This window comes from uncultured Tenacibaculum sp. (assembly GCF_947499065.1).
Taxonomy (GTDB): Bacteria; Bacteroidota; Bacteroidia; order Flavobacteriales; family Flavobacteriaceae; genus Polaribacter.
Genome location: NZ_CANMMT010000010.1, coordinates 32,713 through 51,061, shown reverse-complemented (window position 1 = coordinate 51,061; position 18,349 = coordinate 32,713). Strand labels below are relative to the sequence as shown.

Genomic DNA, 18,349 nt, shown 5'->3' with positions numbered 1-18,349 from the left:
AACTTAGACTAAAATGGAGCAGTCACCATTTTAAAAAACGAGGCGGAATCCGAAAAGCCTTATGAGTAGGAAAACTAATCTTATTAATTATGTCAACAACAGTAGATACAGCAGTAGAAACAATATATTTTAAAGGAACTATGGGCTTTGCTCCTAATCTTTTAGCAACTATCGTAAACTTTTCATTATTAGTACACCCAGAAAACCATACAGTTAGTGGAACAGTTACCATTAATGTAGGTACCGATAAAAAAAGCTATACTGGAAAAGTAAGTGGAACAGTATACTCAACAGGGTTGGGAGATATTGTAAGAGTATTAAGTTTAAAAGGAAGTATTCCTTCTGACAATAAATTAACTCCATTACAATTTCCTTTCGAAGCAAACATGGCTTTAAAAGCTGATTGGAATGGTGAAGGTGGATTTACTTTCCAAGGTAAACATGAGGAAAAAGTGCCTGTTAATGGACATATTTTCAATTTATAATTTAAAACTTCAATAACTATGTCTAACAACATTTTTCAACTATCGGCTTTAAGTCAGAATGATCCAGGAGCTAATGATGGCACAAAATTATACTGCAAAATCATAAAGGTTAGTAATGGAACACTCCGTAAAGGATCATCTGCTGTAAATGAAAACATTCATTTGCCAGTTCCTCCAGGACAAAATGGATCAGGACCAACACCTACATGGTTTTTGGATCTTGAAAATGGCTTAGAAGGAAGTTTTTCTATAGAAATTTTCTGCCCTTCTGATACTTCATATCCTAGTAAAACAATTACAATTTCTGAATCTGATGTACAAAAATGGGCTTCTGTTCCTTTTGAAGAAAGAGAAAACCAAATATATCAAGAAGGTGCAAACGGAATTTTCGGTTTTGCTCAAGAAGGACCAAATGGATCTATATATACTATAACAGCTGGTGTTTTAAACCCAAGATTACACGGTAACGAAGCCACTGTATAATTTCAAAGTAAGCTCTATATTACTTTAATAGAGCTTACTTCTTATAACTAACCAAACCTCTACTACCATGAGTATATTAACCATAAAATTTAACAAAGGAATAGATGTTACTGAAAAAAACATCTATATAGGTTTTGTTTCTGGAAGCACTGACGATTTATTTGACATCAGTTATAAAGCTGGAGAATTAGAACCTTTAGAAATCGACATTAAACCAGTAAACACAGCCAGTGGCGAAGGAAACTGGTATCCTTATGAAGAATTAAAAAACGGAGTACAAGTAAAAAATTTTAGCGGACGAATTTACGTTTGTTACGGACAAGCATGGAAAGTTGTAAATCCATATTACGAACCTGCTCAAAATGTTACTGATCCAAATTTCTTCTTACGATATGATAAAATGGAACTTACTTTTAATGGAGCTGCTACAGATGTTGCCGATTTAACTAGTATCGACTATTGGAGTATTCCTATGAAATTAGAAACTTCTTTAGATGGATTAATTCCAGAACAGGTTGATTACGGTTTAAAACAAGGAGTTTCTTCAAACCAAGTGTACAACGCTCTAAATGAGTTAACACAGGCTCCAAAGTCTGGATTAGCCAATGCAAAACCTGCTTTAGTTCCTGGAGATTTCACACAACATTCAAAGCAACCAGGTTCTGGATTTGCTAGAATTATTGGACCTTCTTCATATCCACCAATTGGTGGAGTACCAATTACTCCTTACCATTTATTTGAATCGTATTTAACCTATTTAAACGACAACTTTGGAAATTCTGCAAAAGCGGATGCAGTGTCTATTAGTGGATTAGGTAATGGAGTTATTGCTAAAATTAGTGGACATTTTAATGGTGTTGGACCACATGTTCCACCTACAGGACCACAAAGCGCTCAAGATTATGATTTAACAGCAACTATTGATACTAGCTTAGATGTTACATTAACTGGAACTGTTGGAGGAAACAATGTTACCATGCTTTATAAGAAAGAAGATTTGATTAATCCTAATGGAATCTATGGAGCCAATGCCATGTTTTCTTTAAATAAAGCAGCTAAACAAAGTCCTGCAAACGATGTATACGGATGGATTACTGGCGATTTACTAGCTGGTTTTAATATTGGAGCTATTGGTTCTACAACTTCTTTTGCTGGAACTCAAGCTGGAGCTATGAAAAGTAGCGGCTGGTTTAGTAAAATTCCGAACACTGAATTATTTGGAAACCTACAGAGTAATGATGCTTACTACAACCAGTATGCAGCAACGTTGCAACCACTATCACAAGCATACAATTTTGCTTATTCAGATCGTTTTTCTGCAGTACAGGTATCATTAGATCCAGCAAAAGTAAACACACTTGAAGTATCATTCTTTGATGTTGATACCTCAGCTAAAAAAACAACTCAACAACAATTAAAACATATTGAAAATGTCTAATAATACAGTTACATCACCGATTAAAGGAGTCCGTAGAATAGGAGGACTTGAAATATCATACAGCATAGATACCACAACTAATATCATTACAACTTCATTGAATTTTGATGGATTGAATTTAGGAGAAGGGAAAATGACTCCTGAAAATCCTAATCAGGCAATATGGAAAAATACTGGATTGCAAGAATTTAGTGGAGAACTTTCTGCAAACTACCAAAATTCTACATTAAAATGTCTTTTTGAAATTACCGAGTATGGTGAAGTTATTTATAAAAACAACGAAACTGTTGTTCAGTGGTAACTAATTATAAACCTAATATAAATTTATATCTTATGAAAACTTTAGACACAAAAGAAGTCTCTGTTGATTATGAAGTAATCGTATCAGAGCCAAAAACAACAGAAGAATTTGTTGAATTTTTAAGGAGCCAAGGCTTTAAAGGAAATGTAGGTGTAAATCCTAATTATCCTCAAAAAGTTTGGTTAGGACCAAACCCTAATATCAAATAGATTATTGTTAAAAAAACATATGCGCTTCTTTTAATTTAGAAGCGCATATATATATCAAAAATATAGCTTGAAGATTCTTATTATTTTACTTCAACAGAAGTAAACTGAAATGTACTTCCATTAAATAATCCTTTGTCTGATAACTTTAATGCTGGTATTACCAATAGTGCCATAAAAGACAAGGTCATATAAGGAGCTCTTAACGAACTTCCCATTTCCTTAGCCATACGATCTAACTCTGCATACGCTTTTCCTATTTCTTCTGCAGGTTTATCACTCATAATTCCTGCTACTGGTAAAGCAACTACTTTTTCTTCTGAATTAGAAACAGCACAAATTCCTCCTTTATTTTCAATTAAAAGGTTTACTGCTTTACAAATGGCTTCATCAGAAACCCCTACTGCAATAATATTATGAGAATCATGTCCTACTGAACTTGCTATTGCCCCTTCCTTTAACCCGAAGTTTTTAATAAATGCTATTGATGGTTCTGCATTTTTATAACGATTTACTACCGTCATTTTCAACACGTCATTTTCAGTATTAGAAACTAAATTTCCTTCTTCTATTAAAGAATCTACTTCTATTTCGTTAGTTACTAATTCTCCATCTAAAGCTTCAATTACTCTAATTTTATCAGAAGCTGAATGAAACTCAAAATCGGCAACTTGTTTTTTATCCGTATCAAAGTTATTCAACACTTCAAAGTCAACATGCTTTACAAACGATTCTCCTTTGTCTGCTACTAACTCACCGTTAATGTAAGTTTGTAATACTTTAAAATTCTTTAAGTTTTCAGTTACAATAAAATCGGCATCATCTCCTTCTTTCAATAATCCTACATCTAAATTATAATGCTTTACTGGATTTACACAAGCTGCTTGTAACACTTTAAAAACGTCTATTCCTTTAGCTATAGCTCTTTCACATAACTCATTTAAATGTCCTACTAATAAATCGTCTGGATGTTTATCATCAGAACAAAACATCATATTCTCATAATGTTCAGGTAATAAATCAATAAGAGCTTCAAAGTTTTTAGCAGCACTTCCTTCTCTTATAATTACTTTCATACCTTTTTGAAGTTTTTCTAACGCCTCTTCATAAGTAAAACACTCGTGATCGGTATAAATTCCAGCTGCAATATATTTATCTAAATCTTCTCCTCGTACTCCAGGTGCATGACCATCTACTGGTTTGTTATAATGTTTTGCCCAAGCTATTTTCTTTAATACTTCCTCGTCCTGATAAATAACTCCTGGATAATTCATCATTTCTGCTAAATACTTGATATCCGGATTTTCCATCATCTTCTTAATATCATCAGAATCGATAACAGCTCCCGCACTTTCAAAAGAAGTCGCTGGCACACAAGAAGGTGCTCCAAAATTAAATTTCAACGGAACTTTCTTTCCGTTTTCAATCATAAAATCAACTCCTTTTACTCCTAAAACATTTGCTATTTCATGAGGATCAGAAACAGTAGCTACTGTTCCATGAACGACAGCTATTTTTGCAAACTCTGACGGCACCAACATTGAGCTTTCAATATGAATATGAGCATCTACAAAACCAGGAAGTATATAATTTTCTACAGTATGATTAGCTTCTCTTATTGCTTTTATCTTACCATTTTCAACTTCTACTTCTCCTTTATAGATTCTTTTATTCAGTATATCAACTATATTTCCTTGTACTATCATTATTTATTTTTTAGGATTACAAAAATAGGTAGTATTTCTACATAAAAAAAGCATCCTTTTCGGATGCTTTCTTATCTATTTATTTTTCAACATTTGGTGGTCCACCTGCTAAAATTTCTTCATTTGCATATTCTTCAAATTTCTTAAAGTTTGCTTTGAATGAATCTGCTAATTTATGTGCTGTTTTATAGTACTCTTCATCATTATTCCAAGCTTGACGCTGACTTAATAATTCTGATGGTACTCCAGGACATTGTCTTGGTTGCGCTAATCCAAATACAGAGTGAATGTGGTAGTTCTCGTGAGTAATTTCTTGAGGTAATCCACCATTTAATGCTGCATTAATCATAGCACGTGTGTACTTTAATTTCATTCTATCACCAACTCCATAAGGTCCAGCAAACCATCCTGTGTTTACTAACCAAACGTTTACACCAGTTTCTTTCATTTTTTCGCTTAACATTTCCGCATAACGAGTTGGGTGTAATGGCATAAATGGCGCTCCAAAACACGCTGAGAAACTTGGTTGTGGTTCTGTAACTCCAGCTTCAGTTCCTGCTACTTTTGCAGTATATCCAGAAATAAAGTGGTACGCTGCCTGACCTGGTGTTAATCTTGATATTGGAGGCAATACTCCAAATGCATCAGCAGTTAAAAAGAATATGTTTTTTGGATTCTTTCCTATTGATGGCTTTTGAATATTATCAATATGATAAATTGGGTAACTTACACGTGTATTTTGTGTAATTGAAGTATCGTGAAAATCTACATTTCCATCTTTATCCATAACTATATTTTCAAGGATAGCTCCTTTCTTTATAGCTGCATAAATTTCTGGTTCTTTTTCTTGAGATAAGTCAATTACTTTAGCATAACATCCTCCTTCGAAGTTAAATACTGTATTCTCAGAAGTCCAACCATGCTCATCATCACCAATTAAACTACGGTTTGGATCTGTAGATAAAGTTGTTTTTCCTGTTCCCGATAATCCAAAGAAAATAGCTGTATCTCCTTCTTTACCAACATTAGCAGAACAGTGCATTGGTAATGTATTCTTAAATACTGGTAAAATAAAGTTTAACGCAGAGAAAATTCCTTTTTTAATTTCTCCTGTATATCCAGTTCCACCAATCAAAGCAATCTTCTTTCCAAAATTTAAAATTGCAAAGTTGTGCTGACGTGTTCCATCTATTTCTGGATTCGCCATAAAACCTGGTGCATTAATTACAGTCCATTCTGGAGAAAAACCTTTTAATTCTTCAGCAGTTGGGCGTAAAAACATGTTATAAGCAAACATATTGCTCCAAGGATATTCGTTTACAACTCTAATATTTAGCTTGTAATCTTCATCAGCACATGCATAACTATCACGTACAAAAACCTCTTTATTAGAAAGGTAATCTGTTACTTTATCGTATAATTTATCAAATTTATCTGAATCGAATGGTATGTTGATGTCTCCCCACCATATTTCGTCTTTTGTTATATCGTCTTTAACAATAAAACGGTCCATAGGAGAACGTCCTGTAAATTCACCTGTTTTAACAGCTAATGCTCCAAAACTAGTTTTCTCTCCCTGTCCTTTTTCAATGGTTGTATCATGTAACTCGTCTGAAGTCAATTGATAACGAATCGTAGCTCCCTTAATTCCTAAGTTATCTAACGATATCGTTTTCGTATCAAGATTTGTCATCTTAGAATAATTTAGTTGTGTTTAATTTTAGACAAAAATAGTTCTTTTTGATTAAACTCATTAATCATTAAAAAATTTTATGAACTATTCTTTTTTAATAACTTTTTTGACAAACTGAAAAGTCATCAAAACCCACGATACTATTAGCAGTACTCCTCCTAAAGGTGTTATAAACCAAATTGTTTTGGCAGGAACATTTAACAAGTGAATTGCATAAATTGACCCTGAAAACATTAAAATTCCACTTATTAAAAACCTACTAATTGCACTTTTTTGTTTCAAATTAAACTCTTTGTAGCTGTTTACAAATAACAATACAAGCACATGGATAAACTGATATCTCACTGCTGTTTCAAAACTCTGCATTGCTTCTGGACTTAATTTAGCTTTTAATGCGTGTGCTCCAAAGGCTCCTAAAATTACTGCCAGTACTCCTAAGGCAGATGCTGTTGTTAAATTTTTATACATTTTATCGTTTTTTGTTTAATTTTAAACTTTTTTAGCGATATTGTCGCCACAAATTTTAGACCACTAAAGTACACCATAAATGAGAAAAATATTAATTATTGGAGCTGGTAGATCTAGCTCATCCCTTATAAAATATTTACTAGATAAATCGACACAAGAAAATTTACACATTACTATTGGTGATGTTTCTATTGAAAGTGCTCAAGAAAAAACAAACAATCATAAAAACGCCACAGCTATTAGTTTAGATGTTTTTAATACTGAGCAACGTATTGAAGCAATTCAAAATGCTGACATTGTTATTTCTATGCTTCCTGCTCGTTTCCATATTGAAGTAGCTAAAGATTGTGTTACTTATAATAAACATATGGTAACTGCATCTTATGTTTCTGATGAAATGCAAGCTTTAGATGAAGCTGTTAAGGAAAAAGGATTAGTTTTTATGAATGAAATTGGATTAGATCCTGGTATTGATCACATGAGTGCAATGCAAATCATTGATCGTATTAGAGATAATGGTTCAAAAATGTTATTATTTGAATCTTTCTGTGGAGGTTTGGTTGCTCCTGAAAGTGATGATAATTTATGGAACTATAAGTTTACTTGGAACCCTAGAAATGTAGTTTTAGCTGGACAAGGTGGATCGGCTATGTTTATTCAAGAAGGAACTTATAAATACATTCCTTATCATAAATTATTTAGAAGGACAGAATTTTTAACGGTGAATGGTAGCGGAAAATTTGAAGCTTATGCCAATAGAGATTCTTTAAAATACAGAAGTATTTATGGTTTAGATGATATTCCAACCATGTATAGAGGAACTATTAGAAAAGTTGGTTTTTCTAGAGCTTGGAATGTTTTTGTACAATTAGGAATGACTGATGATTCTTACACTATTGAAAATTCTGAAAACTTAACTTATAGAGATTTTACTAATTTATTCTTAGCCTATTCTCCTTCTGATTCTGTTGAATTAAAATTCCGCTCATACTTGAAAATCGACCAAGATGATATTATGTGGGATAAATTTTTAGAGTTAGACATTTTTAATGCTGATAAAAAAGTAGGTTTAAAAAATGCGACTCCTGCACAAATTTTACAAAAAATATTATCAGATAAATGGACATTACAAGATGATGATAAAGACATGATTGTAATGCAGCATATTTTTGGTTATCAGTACAAAGAAGAAAAATTACAAATTGAAAGTAGTATGATTATTAAAGGTGATGATCAAACTTATACAGCAATGGCAAAAACTGTTGGTTTACCTGTTGCTATGGCTGCTTTAAAAATATTAAATGGAGAAATTAAAACTCCTGGAGTGCAAATTCCTATCACTAAAGAAGTATACGAGCCTATTTTAAAAGAGTTGGAAGAATACGGAATAACTTTTGTTGAAAAAGAAGTTCCTTATTTAGGTTATAACCCTGAAAGTTTAAGAGGATAAATTAAGTTTAAACTTCAAATAAATTATAATGATAAAACATATTGAATTTCCATCAAAAAACGAATACCCTTCATATGCAGAAATGTATATGAAATTGGTAAAAAAAGATGGAAGTTTAATACAACAATTAAAATCCAGTTTAGAAACAACAAAAGATATCATTCATAATTTATCAGAAGAACAGCTTAATTACAGGTATCAGAAAAATAAGTGGTCTATCAAAGAAATTTTAGTTCACATAATTGATGACGAAAGAATTTATGGCTATAGAGCACTTGCTTTTGCTAGAAATGACCAAACATGTCTTCCTGGTTTTGAACAAGATGATTACAATCTTTTTTCCGATACTTCTGAAAGGACTATTGAAAATATATTGGCTGAATATGAAGCTTTGAGATTATCTACAATTACTCTTTTTAATGGATTTTCTAATAATTCTTTAAAGCGAATAGGCACTGCAAATAATAACCAAACTAGTGTTAGAGCTTTAGGTTATCATATTTTAGGTCACGAACTACACCATGTAAAAGTTATAAAAGAGTTCTATTTGAAAAGCTAAGCAATTATATACAATTCTTATAAATTCAATAAAGGCATCAGTATACTGATGCCTTTATTTTTGTTCTTAATTCTCCCTAAACCACTTGTTCATTAAAAAAAGGTTAACATAATAATTTAGAAATAAGTTCTTTCTTGATTCTTAATTAGAATCTATTAGCTTTGCCGAATCATAAAACATTTATTAAAAACAAATTACACACATCCTAACACAATGAGAAAAATAATACTTTTTAAAGCAACCTTATTGCTTTTCATTTTTCAAACAAGCATTCTTTTAGCTCAGCAAAAATTAAGCACACCTTATGGTAATAATAAAGAGGTTGGTAAGCATGTAAACGTAAACGGCACTAAAATATATTATGAAGAATATGGGAAAGGGGAACCATTATTAATTATTCATAGCTGTGGTACTGACATCAGTGCTATGGAATATCAAATCGATTATTTTAAAGATAAATTTAGAGTTATTGCTGTTGATAGTAGAGGTCAGGGAAAATCTAAGCTAAAAACAAAAAAGTTAACCTATGATTTAATGGCTGAAGATTTAGAGGCTCTTGTAAATCATTTAAAATTAAAAACTATTAATATTCTTGGATGGAGCGATGGTGGAATTATTGCTTTAAAAATGGGGATTAACAACAAGGTAAATATCAATAAAATAATTGCCATGGGAGCTAACTTAAGACCTGATACTACTGCCATTAATTTTTGGGCGCGTAAGCAAGTAGTAGAAATGCATTCCAACACCATAAAAATGATTAAAAAAGGTGATACTTCTAAAGATTGGGAAAGAGAATTACAATTAGACAAACTTTTATTAAATCAACCTAACATTAGTCATGCTGAATTGGCTAAAATTAAAGCTGCTGTTTTAATTATGATTGGTGATAGAGATATTATTAAAAATGAACACGCTGTTGAAATATATAATAATATTCCTAGAGCGCAACTTTGTATAATGCCAGGAATAAATCATGGTGCTCCTCGTAATCAATCTAAAATATTCAACAATATAGCTGATACTTTTTATTCAAACACTTATGATTATAGTAAATAAAAAAGATGTAGAAAAACTACATCTTTAAATAAAAATCTTTAGTTAACTCAATATAGGCATCAGTATACTGGTGCCTTTCTTTTTCTATAATTAATTCCTCTTCTTTAACTTCTTGCTCTTGAAAAGAAAAAGTTAGCATGCTTCTCTTTATTTCTGAAGTTTCATTTCCTTTAACTCTGCAAACTCTTTGTACAAACAACTCATTTTCTTTAGCCAACTGTACAAAGCTTTTTTCTTCTTTAAATGGAATAATTACCGAAAACAGTCCGTTTGTAGACAATATTTTAGAAACACCCGCTAGTAAGTCTTCAAATGTAAGTGACGATGTAAAACGAGCTTTATTTCTTGCTTCATCTTTTGTTTCAAAATCATCAGTATAAAATGGTGGATTCGATACAATAACATCATATACTTCCTCTTCTTCTGCCATTTCTTCTGCAAAATCATTAAAAGTTGCACTGTAACAAAACAAACGATCTCCCCAATCAGATTGTTCAAAGTTTTCTACTGTTTGCTCATAAGCTCCTTCGTCTATTTCTACCGCATCTATCGTCATGGCATCGCTACGTTGTGCTAGCATTAACGAAATAACACCAGTACCTGAACCAATATCTAGTATTGCGTCTGGAAATTCACCTAAATTACACCAAGCTCCTAACAAAACGGCATCCGTACCTATTTTCATAGCTGTTTTATCCTGATCTACCGTAAACTCTTTAAATTTAAATGGCTTCATTTATAAAACTCTTTCCATCAATTTTTCAGCATAAAACCATAAAAATATAGCTATTGCTAAAAGTATTACTAAAAACATTCCTCTTTTAGGATTTGTTCGTTTTCTATTTCCAAATCTTCTTTGAAACTTCATCCTTCATTTTATATTTAAACATCGAAGATATTAATTCTATTCTTAACTTCTAATAAACTGTAAGGATTAAAAGTAAAATTCGCCTAACTCTCAAACTCTTATTAAGTAATGAAATACGCTTTTATTTTTTTCCTAATTACCTTATTTTATATAAACCCAGAGAATACTAAAGACGAGACTTACCCTCCTTTTGTTGTTTTTCAGTTATTTACATCTCAAGGTTGCAGTAGCTGTCCACCTGCTGATTATTTACTCGAACAAGTCAAAAAAAACACTTCAAATTCTAATGTAATTGTGATGTCTTATCATGTAGATTACTGGAACAGATTAGGTTGGGAAGATCCTTTTAGTAAAAAAATCTATACAGAGTTACAATATGAATACGCTCGTAAGTTTAACAGTTCTAGTGTATATACTCCTCAATTAGTGGTAAATGGAAATGAACATTTTACTGGTTCTAACAAAAGTAAACTTAAACGAAGTTTACGAAAGTATACTTCGGGAAATGCTTCTAACGCTATTGCCTTATCCAATATTCATAAAAAAGACAGACTTATAAATATTGATTATAAAATAAAAGGTGATTTGAGTAACAAAGCTATTTCATTTGCTTTGGTACTAGAAGAGAAAACAACTTTTGTTAAAAGAGGAGAAAACTCTAATAGAGAGATTAAAAACAGTAATATAGTTATTAATCAAGTTTCTCTTCCTATTCAAGGTAAAGCAAATGGAAGTGCATCGCTAAATATCCCTGAAACTTTTGAAGTTAACGATAATTACAGGATTATTGCTTTTGTACAAAAATCTAATTTACAAATTACTGGGGGTATTCAAAAAAGTCTTTAATGTTTCGTTGCTCTTAACATTTCTCTCTTTCCAGGTGGACCAGGTAAACGTTCTACTTCAAAGCCTACAGCTTGCATAGCGCGTCTTACACTTCCTTTAGCTGAATAGGTAACCAATATTCCATTTTTCTTCATCGCATTAAACATAATATTGAAAATTTCTTCAGTCCATAGTTCTGGCTGATGTTCCGCACCGAAGGCATCAAAATAAATTAAGTCGAAGGTGTCAATATCGTCAATCTCTTTAAAAAACTGTTGACGTTTGGTTAAAGAAAAGTTTTGAATTATTTCATGTTTCTTTCCCCAAGAAACTTCATGCATTTTTTTAAACACAGCTTCTTTAGTTACTGCATTAAGCTCTGTTACATAATTTAATTTAATAACTTCTTCATCTGAAACGGGGTAAGCTTCAACTCCAACATAATTAACAGTTCTATTATTCTCTAAAAAAGTAATAAAACTATTTAATCCTGTACCAAATCCAATTTCTAATATTGAAATTTCATCTTTATCTAATAACTCTAAACCATTCTTTATGAAAACATGATATGCTTCTTGTATTGCTCCATGTTTAGAATGATATTGTTCATTCCAATCGGGCAAGTGAATCGTTGTTGAACCATCTGATGTTATGATAATCTCTCGTTTCAAATTAATTAATTAGTAATTTTTTAATTCTAGGAATTGGTCCTCTACATTTCATTTGATGACAAGCTATACACGAATTAATCGCATCATTAAACTGCTCTTTCCTTTCTTCTTTAGAAACTTCAAAAAGCTTTCTATGCATTTTTTCAAAGTGATTAGCATAGGTTAAAAAGTTTTCGTCTAAATCTGTACTATCTGTAAGCTTTGCTGTATGTATTTTAATATACTCTTTGTTGAAATCGCCAATTTCTTCTCCTTGAATAATTTGAGTTCTCACTTCTTTATTCTTTGCTAGCATATTTCTCATTAATTCCGCCATTTCAGATGTTTTATACATCTGAAAATTTGACGGAACCTTTTTTATAATCTTTATTTTTTTTGTTTCTTTTTGTGTTTGACAACTCAACATCAAGCTCAAAAAAAACACAAACAAAATTCTATTTTTCATCAGCTGTAGCCTCTAACAATACCCCATCTGCTAAGAAAGAATATGTTACTTTTGGTTCAGTAATTTTAGCTATTTCTTCTTCAGATTTTCCAGCATCTTTTGCGTAGTGCTGTAACTCTTCTACTGAAACTTCATTTTTAAACGCTTTTCCATTTAAAATCACCTTACTTTTTGCTGAATTAAAAGGCATAAAAAATGCATAATCTTTAAACTTTACGAACGATGTTTTTTTATCGTCTAAAGGTACTTTAATCCAACATCCTTTTTTCTGACATACCTCAGCTATTTCTCCCATAAATTTCACATCCAAAGTATCTCCGGAATTCATAGTTTCAAACTTCTTAGCCATCTCCTCTTTACTAATAGCATTATCTGCTGAGATTTCCTTTCCAAAAGAAACTAATTCAATAGCCTTTACCTCTTGCTTTTCTTCTTTTTTTTCCGTTTTACAAGCTATAAATGAAAGACTTAAGCAAAGTCCTAATAATAATATTTTTTTCATCTGTTTTTCAATTTAATCTAGTTAGATAACAAATATAATTATTATTCACTAAGTCTGTCTTCAAAAAAAGTATAATACAACTAGTTTTTGTATCTTCGTAGCACTTGTAAAAACAGCAATTTATGGATATTAAAATTCAGCAAATAGAGCAATCAAAAATTGACTCTGTAGACTTTGATAATTTAAATTTTGGACGAACTTTTTCGGATCACATGTTTGTTTGCGATTATGTTGACGGACAGTGGATAAACCCTGAAATTAAACCTTATGGTCCTATTTTATTTGAGCCTTCTGCTAGAGTCTTTCATTATGGACAAGCTGTTTTTGAAGGTATGAAAGCCTATAAAGATGAAAATGATGATATTTTTCTTTTTAGACCTGATGAAAATTTTAACCGAATAAATTTATCTGCCGAACGTTTGGCTATGCCTCCTGTTCCTAAAAATGTATTTTTTGAAGGTTTAAAAAAGTTATTAAATATTGATAAAGACTGGATAAAAAAAGGATTAGGTAACTCTTTATATATCCGCCCGTTTATTATTGCTACTGAAGGAGCCATTGCTGCTTCTCCTGCTGAAGCTTACAAATTTATGATTATCTGTTCTCCAGCACAATCATACTATGCTGGTGAAGTTAGAGTTATTTTTTCTCAAAAATATAGTAGATCTGCCGATGGTGGTGTTGGATATGCTAAAGCTGCTGGTAATTATGCTGCTCAGTTTTATCCTACTAGTTTAGCTCATAAAGAAGGGTATCAGCAAATTATTTGGACAGATGCTAATTCTCATGAATACCTTGAGGAAGCTGGGACGATGAATATTTTCTTTAGAGTTGGTGATAAATTAATTACCACACCAACTAATGATCGAATTTTAGATGGTGTTACTAGAAAATCTATTATTCAACTTGCTAAAGATAACAACATCGAAATTGAAGTTAGAAAAGTATCTGTTTCTGAAATTAAAGAAGCTGCCAGACTAGGTGAACTAAAAGAAATTTTTGGTTCTGGTACTGCTGCTGTAATTAACCCTATAAAAGGTTTTAAACATAACGACAGTACTTTCGAATTACCAAATATTGAAAATTCTTACGCTAGTTTATTTAAAGAAAAACTACTTAATATTCAGTATAATAAATCGGAAGATCAGTATAACTGGCGAGTGAAAATTTAATTTTCGATAAAAAAAAGCTATATTAGTAACTTATAGTCAATTAATTACAATAAAATTCAAGGGGAAATGAAAAATATTGTACCGACTGTTTTATCTATTATAATAGGTTTTTCTATATCACTTTTTGCTTTAAATAGCTATTCGAGTGAAAGTCTTAAAACCAACGATACTAAAACAGCTAAAAAAACTGAAGTTAAAAAGAAAACAAAAGCTTCTTCTAAAAAAAAGAGTGAAAAAAGATCTGAATCTAAAACTCCTAAAGAAACTAATTTAAGTGATATTCAAGGAAGTTTTGAGAATTGGAATAAGTACACGAAAGAGAACATCGATTTGATGTCTACCTTTGTTCCTGTTGATGACAAAGGTGTAAAAACTGATAAAGGTATATTTCTTAGTTTATTAAGAACTGGTGCTTTTATTCCTGTTAAAGATGTAGTAAAGGGTGAAACTCAATACAAACTTATTAATCTGGAGCAATCTGCAGATGAAAAGATTAAAAAAGGAATTACAGGCAAAGCAACAATAGCTTATCAATACTTTAGAAGAGAAGGTAAAAAACTACCTAGTTATGATTTTGTCGATTTAAAAGGTAAATCTCATAATAAAGCAGACACTGAAGGTAAAATATTAGTTTTAAAGTGTTGGTTTATTAACTGTAAAATATGTGTAGAAGAGTTTCCTGAGCTAAATGCTTTGGTTGATAAATATAAAGATGATAATATTGAGTTTGTAAGTTTAGCTTTTGATAAAAAAGATAAACTTGTTGATTTTTTAAAAACAAAATCTTTTAAATTTTCTACTGTTCCTGAACAGAAAGACTATATGTCTAAAAAGTTAAAAGTTAAACAATATCCTACCCATTTAATTGTAGACTCTAACGGTGTTATTCTCAAAATGGTTAACAATGTTAAGACTTTAACTTCCGAACTAGACCGTATTATGAAAAAACAATAATAAAAAAGCTCCTTAAAATTAAGGAGCTTTTTTATTACAATTTATTTAATACTTCTTTAATGTTAGGTTTAAAATAATTTGGTCCTTTTAATACCTTACCATCTTCTCTATAAATAGGCTTTCCATCTTCTCCTAACTTACTCATATTACTTCTCTGGATTTCATCAAACACCTCTTCTATTTTGTGTTGCATACCATGTTCAATAATAGTTCCACATAGAATGTATAACATATCACCAAGCGCATCAGCTACTTCAACTAAATCGTTATTTTTTGCTGCTTCTAAATATTCTTCATTCTCTTCTTTCATTAACTCAAAACGCAATTGTTTTCTTTCATCAGAAATAGCAACTGTTGGTTCATTTTGAATATTTAATTTAAATGCTGAATGAAATTCATGTACTGCTTTTATTTTATCTTTCATCTTATATTATTTCTAATTCTGTTTGTATTTTTTGAAAATCAAAATGAGACCAATCTACAATATGACTTTTTATATCGTGTTGTTGAAAATCTTCCAAGTTTTTATTTCTAATTCCTAAAAAGTGAACTCCAAGATTATGAGCTGTTTTTAAATCCCAAATACCATCTCCTACTGAGATTATTGTTTTAAATTCTTCTACCTGAAAATATTTTTTAGCCTTTTCTATCGCTGATTTTACAATCTCTTCTCTTGTATAAAAAGAACTTGCAGTTTCTATTACATCTGGTATAAAATTTATTTCCGCTTGTTGTAGTTTTATTAAGGCTGGTTCTAACAAAGACCCTGTAGCAAAACAAATAGCATAATCCGTTTCATTCATAAAAAAATCTACAATAGCTTTTGCTCCTAGTATTTCTTTTGTTTCTGGTAAAGAGAGTAAATGTTCCGTCATCTTTTTCTCAAACTCTGGCATCATTGAAAAATCAAACTCTTTGTTAAAATTACGCTCGTAGTTTTTTTTCAAAATATAACTATCAGTCATGTTTTTATAGGATTTCCAATCTTTATTAATATTAGTAATCCCAGAACTAATCATTGCTTCTACAAAGGCTGTTTGATGCTGATTCTCACTTTTTGTTAAAGTATCATCTATATCAAAAACTATTAAATTTTTCTTTTTCATTTAAGTTGCCATTTTTAATAATCGAGTTGGTACTATTTTTAAAACCCAAGCGATTAAGCGCCATCTTTTTGATATATAAGCTACTCGCTTTCTTCTTTTTATTGCTGAGTAAATTTGTTTTGTTGCTTTTTCTAAAGAAACCATCCAAAAAATACCGTCTCCTAAAGCCATAGCAGTATCTACAAAACCAGGTCTTATATCGGTTATAAAAACCTTTCTTGATTTTATGGTTTTAGTTTTAATATAAAGACTTTCTAAATACGCTTTCTGATATGCTTTAGAAGCAAAGTATGAAGGTGCCGCTCTATTTCCTCTAAGTGACGCTATTGATGAAATCCCTACCAAATGTCCAAATTGTTGTTCTCTAAATAAATTATAAGCCAATCCGTATAATTTCGTAGCACCTACAACATTGGTTTGGACTGTTTTATTTTCCGTACTCCAATCTAGTTTATTATTCACCTCTCCTACTCCTGATGAATGCACTACTAGATGTACCTCTCCTAATTCGGTAACAATTTCATTAAAAGTCTTTTCTAATTCTTCTACTTGAGTTATATCATTTTGTTTTATAATTATTTGGGCAGGATTTTGGGCTTTTATTTCTTCAAGTTTATCTAGCCTTCTTCCAGTTATTGCAACAATATAATTATCTTTTATTAACAGTTCTGTTAAGTTTTTACCAATACCTGATGTTGCTCCAAAAACAATTGCTGTTTTAGTTTTCTTCATTATAAAATCATTCTTTAACTTTGCTAAAAATACAATTTTATGTTTACACTTATTGCTGCCAAAATGTTTACTACTGGAAGAATTATTTTTGCCAGTTTATTTGTTATCGCTTTTGTTGCTTTAATGATTTTCAGCTATAAAAAAGATGCTAAAAACAATAAAAAACATTATCAAAATGGTGCTTTGTATGTAGCTATCGGTATTATTACTGTGATTGCTCTTTTATTTCTTTCGAAATACTTAATCAAGGGTTAAACCATTTCTTCTACTTCATTAATCTTTTCATGATCCAGGACTGTATAGCCCTCTTCATTAAAATGAAATGATCGCTTGTACTTTACTGCTGATTGTAGCTGTTGAAAGTCATATGAAGTGATTTGATATACTTTTTGCCCGAAAGATTCTTCATGATATTGGATCAATGCATATAGTTTTGCTTCTAAATTTAAAATTTCTTCATCAGAATATTTAAATAATGGGCTTTTTTCATCTATTTCATGAACTATGGTCCACACTGTAGGTAAGTACATAATTTTATCTCTTTCTAGTTTTAATCGATAAAATTCTCTTTTATATTCACCTTCTAAATTCTTTTCATTTATTGATAAAGTTACCGTTATTTCTGGCTCTATCATAACTGTTTTTCTACTATTCATTAAACGAAACATAATAGCTCTATGCTCTTTAAAATCTCTTAAAATTAAGTTTTCACTGAAATGAATAGCTGCTTTAGCTCTTGAGAATCGTCCGTACAGTAACCCTGTAATAAATGAAAAACTTAACAGTCCTATCATTGCTTCAAATGCTGCAATTAAATTAGCTGTAACTCCTTGTGGCGCAATTCCACCATAACCTACAGTTGTTAATGTTTGAGCACTAAAGAAGAATCCATTTAAAAAATCATCTATAAAATTTCCTCTCGATGGTGTTATTTCTTCAATACCAATTGCCATATATATAAATCCAAAAACAATATTTAAGAATGTATATCCTACAATAATTAATAAGAAAAACTTCCACCACGACAATTCTATAAAGAAGGTATACATATCATCCAAATTAAACTTTTTGTTAATATGAATAACATTAGAACTTCCGTCTTTATTTACAATTCCTTTAATGTTCTTTCTTGAATTGTATCCAAATCCAGGGTCTTTTATTTTCTTTGCCATTGTTAGTTTCTTTATGCTCTAAAAATACAAAAAACCGACACTGCATTCAGTGTC

Annotated in this window: 24 protein-coding genes; 12 read left to right on the top strand and 12 right to left on the bottom strand. The window is 30.9% G+C overall.

Annotated features, from left to right (window positions below):
* Positions 1–89 precede the first annotated feature (89 nt).
* From Q0958_RS16400 to Q0958_RS16380, 5 genes are all read left to right on the top strand, one after another.
* Positions 90–485: a DUF1842 domain-containing protein gene (locus tag Q0958_RS16400; protein ID WP_150900091.1), complete on the top strand. Its 396-nt coding sequence runs from the start codon at positions 90–92 to the stop codon at positions 483–485.
* 18 nt (positions 486–503) lie between these two features.
* On the top strand, positions 504–968 hold the full coding sequence (locus tag Q0958_RS16395) for a hypothetical protein (protein WP_299124998.1): 465 nt from the start codon (positions 504–506) through the stop codon (positions 966–968).
* Positions 969–1,035: 67 nt separating this feature from the next.
* On the top strand, positions 1,036–2,406 hold the full coding sequence (locus Q0958_RS16390; protein ID WP_299124996.1) for a beta-1,3-glucanase family protein: 1,371 nt from the start codon (positions 1,036–1,038) through the stop codon (positions 2,404–2,406).
* Positions 2,399–2,707 (top strand): hypothetical protein, encoded by a 309-nt coding sequence (locus Q0958_RS16385; protein ID WP_299124994.1) that lies wholly within the window; start codon positions 2,399–2,401, stop codon positions 2,705–2,707. The genes Q0958_RS16390 and Q0958_RS16385 overlap by 8 nt, the downstream gene beginning before the upstream one ends.
* A 32-nt stretch (positions 2,708–2,739) precedes the next feature.
* Positions 2,740–2,916, top strand: a complete 177-nt coding sequence (locus Q0958_RS16380; protein WP_272151930.1) for a hypothetical protein — start codon at positions 2,740–2,742, stop codon at positions 2,914–2,916.
* An 80-nt stretch (positions 2,917–2,996) separates the two neighbouring features.
* On the opposite strand, the gene ade is transcribed toward Q0958_RS16380, so the two are convergent.
* From ade to Q0958_RS16365, 3 genes are all read right to left on the bottom strand, one after another.
* Positions 2,997–4,619 (bottom strand): adenine deaminase, encoded by a 1,623-nt coding sequence (gene ade / locus Q0958_RS16375; protein ID WP_299124985.1) that lies wholly within the window; start codon positions 4,617–4,619, stop codon positions 2,997–2,999.
* A gap of 79 nt (positions 4,620–4,698) precedes the next feature.
* Complete coding sequence (gene pckA, locus Q0958_RS16370; RefSeq protein ID WP_299124982.1) at positions 4,699–6,312, bottom strand: phosphoenolpyruvate carboxykinase (ATP); 1,614 nt, start codon at positions 6,310–6,312, stop codon at positions 4,699–4,701.
* Positions 6,313–6,396: 84 nt separating this feature from the next.
* The gene (locus Q0958_RS16365; RefSeq protein WP_299124980.1) at positions 6,397–6,780 is read right to left on the bottom strand and encodes a DUF423 domain-containing protein; all 384 of its coding nucleotides are present in this window, start codon (positions 6,778–6,780) and stop codon (positions 6,397–6,399) included.
* Between the two features lie 79 nt (positions 6,781–6,859).
* Between Q0958_RS16365 and Q0958_RS16360 the strand changes: the two genes are divergently transcribed.
* The 3 genes from Q0958_RS16360 to Q0958_RS16350 all read left to right on the top strand — a co-directional run bounded on the left by Q0958_RS16360 (position 6,860) and on the right by Q0958_RS16350 (position 9,848).
* Positions 6,860–8,230: a saccharopine dehydrogenase family protein gene (locus Q0958_RS16360; RefSeq protein WP_299124978.1), complete on the top strand. Its 1,371-nt coding sequence runs from the start codon at positions 6,860–6,862 to the stop codon at positions 8,228–8,230.
* 28 nt (positions 8,231–8,258) lie between these two features.
* The gene (locus tag Q0958_RS16355) at positions 8,259–8,789 is read left to right on the top strand and encodes a DinB family protein (protein WP_299124976.1); all 531 of its coding nucleotides are present in this window, start codon (positions 8,259–8,261) and stop codon (positions 8,787–8,789) included.
* A 213-nt stretch (positions 8,790–9,002) separates the two neighbouring features.
* The gene (locus tag Q0958_RS16350; protein ID WP_299124973.1) at positions 9,003–9,848 is read left to right on the top strand and encodes an alpha/beta hydrolase; all 846 of its coding nucleotides are present in this window, start codon (positions 9,003–9,005) and stop codon (positions 9,846–9,848) included.
* 16 nt (positions 9,849–9,864) lie between these two features.
* Here the strand turns inward: Q0958_RS16350 and Q0958_RS16345 are convergent, their stop codons facing one another.
* Complete coding sequence (locus Q0958_RS16345; RefSeq protein ID WP_299124971.1) at positions 9,865–10,584, bottom strand: methyltransferase; 720 nt, start codon at positions 10,582–10,584, stop codon at positions 9,865–9,867.
* Positions 10,585–10,716: a hypothetical protein gene (locus Q0958_RS16340; protein ID WP_299124968.1), complete on the bottom strand. Its 132-nt coding sequence runs from the start codon at positions 10,714–10,716 to the stop codon at positions 10,585–10,587.
* A gap of 108 nt (positions 10,717–10,824) precedes the next feature.
* On the opposite strand from Q0958_RS16340, the gene Q0958_RS16335 reads away from it, so the two are divergent.
* Positions 10,825–11,562, top strand: a complete 738-nt coding sequence (locus tag Q0958_RS16335) for a thioredoxin family protein (protein WP_299124965.1) — start codon at positions 10,825–10,827, stop codon at positions 11,560–11,562.
* Here Q0958_RS16335 and mnmD read toward each other — a convergent pair.
* The 3 genes from mnmD to Q0958_RS16320 all read right to left on the bottom strand — a co-directional run bounded on the left by mnmD (position 11,559) and on the right by Q0958_RS16320 (position 13,159).
* Complete coding sequence (gene mnmD, locus Q0958_RS16330; protein ID WP_299124964.1) at positions 11,559–12,212, bottom strand: tRNA (5-methylaminomethyl-2-thiouridine)(34)-methyltransferase MnmD; 654 nt, start codon at positions 12,210–12,212, stop codon at positions 11,559–11,561. The genes Q0958_RS16335 and mnmD overlap by 4 nt on opposite strands.
* A gap of 1 nt (position 12,213) precedes the next feature.
* Positions 12,214–12,528: a hypothetical protein gene (locus tag Q0958_RS16325; RefSeq protein ID WP_235273418.1), complete on the bottom strand. Its 315-nt coding sequence runs from the start codon at positions 12,526–12,528 to the stop codon at positions 12,214–12,216.
* 118 nt (positions 12,529–12,646) lie between these two features.
* The gene (locus Q0958_RS16320) at positions 12,647–13,159 is read right to left on the bottom strand and encodes a DUF4920 domain-containing protein (RefSeq protein WP_299124962.1); all 513 of its coding nucleotides are present in this window, start codon (positions 13,157–13,159) and stop codon (positions 12,647–12,649) included.
* Positions 13,160–13,281: 122 nt separating this feature from the next.
* Here Q0958_RS16320 and Q0958_RS16315 point away from each other — a divergent pair, with 122 nt between their 5' ends.
* Positions 13,282–14,331: a branched-chain amino acid aminotransferase gene (locus Q0958_RS16315; RefSeq protein WP_299124959.1), complete on the top strand. Its 1,050-nt coding sequence runs from the start codon at positions 13,282–13,284 to the stop codon at positions 14,329–14,331.
* A gap of 66 nt (positions 14,332–14,397) precedes the next feature.
* Positions 14,398–15,285 carry a TlpA disulfide reductase family protein gene (locus tag Q0958_RS16310; protein ID WP_299124956.1) on the top strand — a complete coding sequence of 296 codons (888 nt, stop codon included), beginning with the start codon at positions 14,398–14,400 and terminating at the stop codon, positions 15,283–15,285.
* Positions 15,286–15,319: 34 nt separating this feature from the next.
* On the opposite strand, the gene Q0958_RS16305 is transcribed toward Q0958_RS16310, so the two are convergent.
* The 3 genes from Q0958_RS16305 to Q0958_RS16295 are packed head-to-tail and all read right to left on the bottom strand — an operon-like array spanning position 15,320 to position 17,123.
* Positions 15,320–15,709 (bottom strand): nucleoside triphosphate pyrophosphohydrolase family protein, encoded by a 390-nt coding sequence (locus Q0958_RS16305; protein ID WP_299124954.1) that lies wholly within the window; start codon positions 15,707–15,709, stop codon positions 15,320–15,322.
* A 1-nt stretch (position 15,710) separates the two neighbouring features.
* Positions 15,711–16,391: an HAD hydrolase-like protein gene (locus tag Q0958_RS16300; protein WP_299124951.1), complete on the bottom strand. Its 681-nt coding sequence runs from the start codon at positions 16,389–16,391 to the stop codon at positions 15,711–15,713.
* Entirely contained in the window at positions 16,392–17,123 is a 732-nt protein-coding gene (locus Q0958_RS16295) for an SDR family NAD(P)-dependent oxidoreductase (RefSeq protein WP_299124949.1), read from the bottom strand.
* Positions 17,124–17,162: 39 nt separating this feature from the next.
* Here Q0958_RS16295 and Q0958_RS16290 point away from each other — a divergent pair, with 39 nt between their 5' ends.
* Positions 17,163–17,378, top strand: a complete 216-nt coding sequence (locus tag Q0958_RS16290; RefSeq protein ID WP_235273425.1) for a hypothetical protein — start codon at positions 17,163–17,165, stop codon at positions 17,376–17,378.
* On the opposite strand, the gene Q0958_RS16285 is transcribed toward Q0958_RS16290, so the two are convergent.
* Complete coding sequence (locus tag Q0958_RS16285) at positions 17,375–18,295, bottom strand: ion channel (protein WP_299124947.1); 921 nt, start codon at positions 18,293–18,295, stop codon at positions 17,375–17,377. The two genes, Q0958_RS16290 and Q0958_RS16285, sit on opposite strands and share 4 nt — an antisense overlap.
* Positions 18,296–18,349 lie beyond the last annotated feature (54 nt).

Bases quoted from the DNA above. Each gene is read 5' to 3' on its own strand.
- Q0958_RS16350 (WP_299124973.1), top strand. From the start codon at position 9,003: ATGAGAAAAATAATACTTTTTAAAGCAACCTTATTGCTTTTCATTTTT.
- Q0958_RS16355 (WP_299124976.1), top strand. From the start codon at position 8,259: ATGATAAAACATATTGAATTTCCATCAAAAAACGAATACCCTTCATAT.
- pckA (WP_299124982.1), bottom strand. From the start codon at position 6,312: ATGACAAATCTTGATACGAAAACGATATCGTTAGATAACTTAGGAATT.
- Q0958_RS16400 (WP_150900091.1), top strand. From the start codon at position 90: ATGTCAACAACAGTAGATACAGCAGTAGAAACAATATATTTTAAAGGA.
- Q0958_RS16365 (WP_299124980.1), bottom strand. From the start codon at position 6,780: ATGTATAAAAATTTAACAACAGCATCTGCCTTAGGAGTACTGGCAGTA.
- Q0958_RS16300 (WP_299124951.1), bottom strand. From the start codon at position 16,391: ATGAAAAAGAAAAATTTAATAGTTTTTGATATAGATGATACTTTAACA.
- Q0958_RS16310 (WP_299124956.1), top strand. From the start codon at position 14,398: ATGAAAAATATTGTACCGACTGTTTTATCTATTATAATAGGTTTTTCT.
- Q0958_RS16305 (WP_299124954.1), bottom strand. From the start codon at position 15,709: ATGAAAGATAAAATAAAAGCAGTACATGAATTTCATTCAGCATTTAAA.
- Q0958_RS16390 (WP_299124996.1), top strand. From the start codon at position 1,036: ATGAGTATATTAACCATAAAATTTAACAAAGGAATAGATGTTACTGAA.
- Q0958_RS16395 (WP_299124998.1), top strand. From the start codon at position 504: ATGTCTAACAACATTTTTCAACTATCGGCTTTAAGTCAGAATGATCCA.
- Q0958_RS16345 (WP_299124971.1), bottom strand. From the start codon at position 10,584: ATGAAGCCATTTAAATTTAAAGAGTTTACGGTAGATCAGGATAAAACA.
- ade (WP_299124985.1), bottom strand. From the start codon at position 4,619: ATGATAGTACAAGGAAATATAGTTGATATACTGAATAAAAGAATCTAT.
- Q0958_RS16340 (WP_299124968.1), bottom strand. From the start codon at position 10,716: ATGAAGTTTCAAAGAAGATTTGGAAATAGAAAACGAACAAATCCTAAA.
- Q0958_RS16285 (WP_299124947.1), bottom strand. From the start codon at position 18,295: ATGGCAAAGAAAATAAAAGACCCTGGATTTGGATACAATTCAAGAAAG.
- Q0958_RS16290 (WP_235273425.1), top strand. From the start codon at position 17,163: ATGTTTACACTTATTGCTGCCAAAATGTTTACTACTGGAAGAATTATT.
- Q0958_RS16335 (WP_299124965.1), top strand. From the start codon at position 10,825: ATGAAATACGCTTTTATTTTTTTCCTAATTACCTTATTTTATATAAAC.
- Q0958_RS16360 (WP_299124978.1), top strand. From the start codon at position 6,860: ATGAGAAAAATATTAATTATTGGAGCTGGTAGATCTAGCTCATCCCTT.
- Q0958_RS16320 (WP_299124962.1), bottom strand. From the start codon at position 13,159: ATGAAAAAAATATTATTATTAGGACTTTGCTTAAGTCTTTCATTTATA.
- Q0958_RS16380 (WP_272151930.1), top strand. From the start codon at position 2,740: ATGAAAACTTTAGACACAAAAGAAGTCTCTGTTGATTATGAAGTAATC.
- Q0958_RS16325 (WP_235273418.1), bottom strand. From the start codon at position 12,528: ATGGCGGAATTAATGAGAAATATGCTAGCAAAGAATAAAGAAGTGAGA.
- Q0958_RS16295 (WP_299124949.1), bottom strand. From the start codon at position 17,123: ATGAAGAAAACTAAAACAGCAATTGTTTTTGGAGCAACATCAGGTATT.
- Q0958_RS16385 (WP_299124994.1), top strand. From the start codon at position 2,399: ATGTCTAATAATACAGTTACATCACCGATTAAAGGAGTCCGTAGAATA.
- Q0958_RS16315 (WP_299124959.1), top strand. From the start codon at position 13,282: ATGGATATTAAAATTCAGCAAATAGAGCAATCAAAAATTGACTCTGTA.